The sequence below is a fragment of the Nesterenkonia sp. CL21 genome (assembly GCF_031705515.1).
GTDB lineage: Bacteria > Actinomycetota > Actinomycetes > Actinomycetales > Micrococcaceae > Nesterenkonia > Nesterenkonia aethiopica.
On sequence record NZ_JAUTWR010000022.1, the window covers coordinates 1 to 3,637 of the forward strand.

2 protein-coding genes and 1 pseudogene are annotated in these 3,637 nt (G+C 66.0%); 2 read left to right on the top strand and 1 reads right to left on the bottom strand.

From position 1 onward, the window contains the following. Positions 1–1,183: pseudogene (locus tag Q7C18_RS16695) on the top strand (hypothetical protein); the annotation flags it as partial. Positions 1,184–1,420: 237 nt separating this feature from the next. On the opposite strand, the gene Q7C18_RS16700 reads toward Q7C18_RS16695, so the two are convergent. Beyond that, complete coding sequence (locus Q7C18_RS16700) at positions 1,421–1,660, bottom strand: hypothetical protein (RefSeq protein WP_311026331.1); 240 nt, start codon at positions 1,658–1,660, stop codon at positions 1,421–1,423. Between the two features lie 148 nt (positions 1,661–1,808). Here Q7C18_RS16700 and Q7C18_RS16705 point away from each other — a divergent pair. Continuing rightward, positions 1,809–3,637, top strand: a 1,829-nt coding sequence (locus Q7C18_RS16705; RefSeq protein ID WP_311026332.1) for a choice-of-anchor G family protein, incomplete at its 3' end; no start/stop codon positions are given.

A 3,637-nucleotide genomic window follows, 5' to 3' on the forward strand; every position in this document is an offset into this window, starting at 1 on the left:
TGCCCCGGATGACGGCGATGAGGACCCGGTCCTTGACCCGTCGATCGGGGTGGACCCGGACACGGTTGCTCCGGGTGAGGACACCACGGTGACGGGTGAGGGCTTCGTGCCCGACTCGGCGGTCACTGTGGAGCTCACGGATGAGGACGGCGAGGTCGTCGCCACGATCGAGGATGTCGACACCGACGGTGACGGCAGCTTCAGCGTGGAGTGGACGGTGCCTGAGGGCACTGATCCGGGCATTCTGACGGTGACGGCGACTGACGTCGAGGATGACGACGTCTCCGCGTCGACTCACCTGACGGTCACCGATGAGGACGGGGTGGTTCAGCCTGGTCTGATCATCCACCCGGATGAAGTCGCTCCCGGCGACGACGTCACCGTTGACGGTCAGGGCTTCGTCCCCGGCTCTACGGTGACCGTGGAGATCACTGATGCCGACGGCAACGTGATCGACACGATCGAGGGTGTCGAAGTCGGCGACGATGGGACGTTCACCGTGGAGTGGACGGTTCCGGAAGGCACCGACCCGGGCGAGCTGACCATCACCGCCACCGACGACGAGGACCCGGAGATCAGTGCCTCCGGCACTGTGAACGTCATCGACGACGACGAGGCTGCCGAGCCTGGTCTGAGTGTGGAGCCGGACACGGCAGTCCCCGGTGACGAGGTCACCATCGAAGGTGACGGCTTCGCTCCCGGATCCACCGTCACCGTGGAGATCACTGACGCCGATGGCAACGTGGTCGACACGATCGAGGGTGTCGAGGTCGGCGACGACGGTTCGTTCACCGTGGAGTGGACGGTGCCTGAGGGCACCGACCCGGGTGAGCTGACCATCACCGCCACCGATGACGAGGACCCGTCCCTGAGCGCCTCGGCCACGCTGACTGTCGCTGACCCGGTAGCCGGCGCCGAGGACGGCACCGAAGATGGCACCGAGGACGGCGTCGGCACCGAGGACGGCACCGAGGACGGCACCGAGGACGGCGTCGGCACCGAGGCTGGAACGGAGGACGGCACTGAAGCTGGTGCTGGTGCCCCCGCTCCGGGTCCGGGTACCGGGCTGGCCAAAACGGGCAGCGCGATCGTCTTCACGCTCGGGCTTCTCGCGGTAGCCCTGCTGATGCTCGGCACGGGCGCGGTGATCCGTTCCCAGCGGATGCGGGCTTCGGGTGACTGATCTCCTGAGCCGGCTCTGACCGGTCCATCGCAAGACGACGGCGGCGTCTCCCAGCACGGGAGGCACCGTCGTCGTCTGCTGTTCTAGTCGGAGAGGTGTCCGTCCTGCTGCCATCTGGTCGACAGCTGCTTCGTGAGAATGTCTTCTCTCAGGCCTTCTCAGGTTGATTTCGAGGGACGTGACGCAGGTTCTTTTCTCGGGCCGCGGCTGGGGCGACGAAACAATGCATCACAAAAGTCAGCGATCCGCGCCGCACGATGTCTGCCGTACTGACCAGTAGTTTTCTCGATTGCGCGTCGATGCAGGGATTCCGGGCCGGTCGACATGCAAGGCCAGGATCTGGCGCGGCAGGTGGACAGGGTGTGACTGCCGCGGATCGACCAGGCAATCCGTGGGTTGTGCTAGATTCGCTGACGGTTGCGTGACGCTCGTCATGCCCATCAAAAGTTGAAATTCCTGCGCGATCAGCGACATCACGGTGTGATGTCGCGCTCTTTTGTCGAAGGGCTAGCGCGGAACAGTACACAACAGGGGGACTTCCATGGGGAAGCCATTAGTTGCACCCGATCACAGACATAGACAAGGGCCACCAGCGCGTGGCCTGCTCAAGCGTTGCGCTTCGGCCGTGACCGCCACCGTGGTGGCCGCCGGTCTTGCGCTGGCCGGCTCCGCTCCGGCCAACGCGGCTCCGACCGACGTCTCCGAAGCGCTGGGCAAGTTCCTGGGCGGCCAGGCCGCCGGCATCAACCTCGACGACATCGCCGAGGTCAATGGTGCGTTCGCCGAGAACCCGAGTGGTGAACACCCGCTGGTGACCAACCCGCTCGGCGCCGAGGTGCTCAACGCCATCGCCGTGGACCTCGGCGACTCGCTGCAGCTCTTCGGCCCGAACGGCGTCATCCAGGTGGGCGCCGTCAACCAGTACGCTGAGGCGCAGAGCACCGGTGACGCCCGCGCCGCATCCGGTGCGGTGAGTGACCAGGGTGCGATCTCCGTGGGCGGCTCCGACGAGTTTCCGTCGGACGCCGTCATCGATCTGAGCGAGCTGCTGACCCAGGCCAGCGGCGGCGCCTCGGAGGGCCTGATCAGCGACCTGAGCCTCACGACAGGTGCGCTGTCCTCCAACATCGAGCAGCTCGGCGGCGGCGAGCCCACCACCGACTACCAGATCGCTGGCGCGACCCTGAGCCTCGAGAGCCCCGCCATCGGGGACATATACACTGAGCTGCTCTCCACAGTGGACGAGCTGCAGGGGACGCTGGACGGCCTGTCCGGTTCGATCTCTGATGCGCTGGACGTCGGCATCGACCTGGGTGGCCTCGCCAACCTCAGTGCGAACGTCGACTTCACTGCGCCGGACCTGTCCGCACTGCTGCCGGCCGACGTCGTCGGTGAGAGCAGCGGCGTGACCGTGGACCTGACGACCGGTGCGGTCACGGTGGACCTGGAGACGTTGCTCGCGGCGAACCCGGAGCTGCCGAACCTCAACGACATGCCGGCGAACTCTGAGCTGCTCAGCGGCCCGGTCCTCGCGGCCATCGCTGATGGCATCACTCAGGCCGTGACCGATGTGGTCACCGAGATCGTCGACAACCTCCGCGCCACTATCGCCACGACCTCGCTCGGTCTGGATGTGGACGTGAACCTCATCGGTGGACTCGCGGGTATCAATGTCGCGCTGGATGCCCAGCTGGGAGACATCCTGGACGGTACCGCTGAGGACTCCCTGAACGTGACGACTTCGGGCCTGGTCGGTCTCCTGGATCCTCTGCTGGACCTGCTGGGCCTGTCCAGCTCGGATGGCCTGGGTGACCTGGTGCTCAACACCGTGGGTGCTCTCCTGGGGGACACCCTGGATGTCTTGACGGACCTTGAAGGCGTCGTGGACGGCATCACCGGCCCGCTGGCCACCGAGGTCGTCGGCCCGCTGCTCGACGTCGTCACCCAGGTGGTCTCCTTCACGGTGAACGCTCAGCCCGAGGTCGGCGACCTCGGCGAGGGTTCCTCCACCGTGCGGGCGCTGCAGGTCAGCCTGCTGCCTGCTGCCGGTCCGCTGGCTCAGGTCAACCTGGCGTCTTCGACCGTGCGCGGCACTGAGGGCGTCACCCTTGACCCGGCACTGACGGTTGACCCGAACGAGGTGGCTCCCGGCGAGTCCACCACCATCGAGGGTACGGGTTACACCCCGGACTCCACGGTGACTCTGGAGATCACCGACTCTGAGGGCAACGTCATCGACACCATCCCTGGTGTCGAGACTGACGGTGAGGGCAACTTCACCTACGAGTGGACCGTGCCTGAGGGCACCGATGTCGGTGACCTGACGGTTGTCGGTACTGACGACACGACTGATGAGTCTGCTGAGGCAGTGCTGACTGTGTCGGAGGGCGACGACGGCACCGAGGACGGCACCGAGGATGGCGTTGAGGACGGCACCGAGGATGGCGTTGAGGA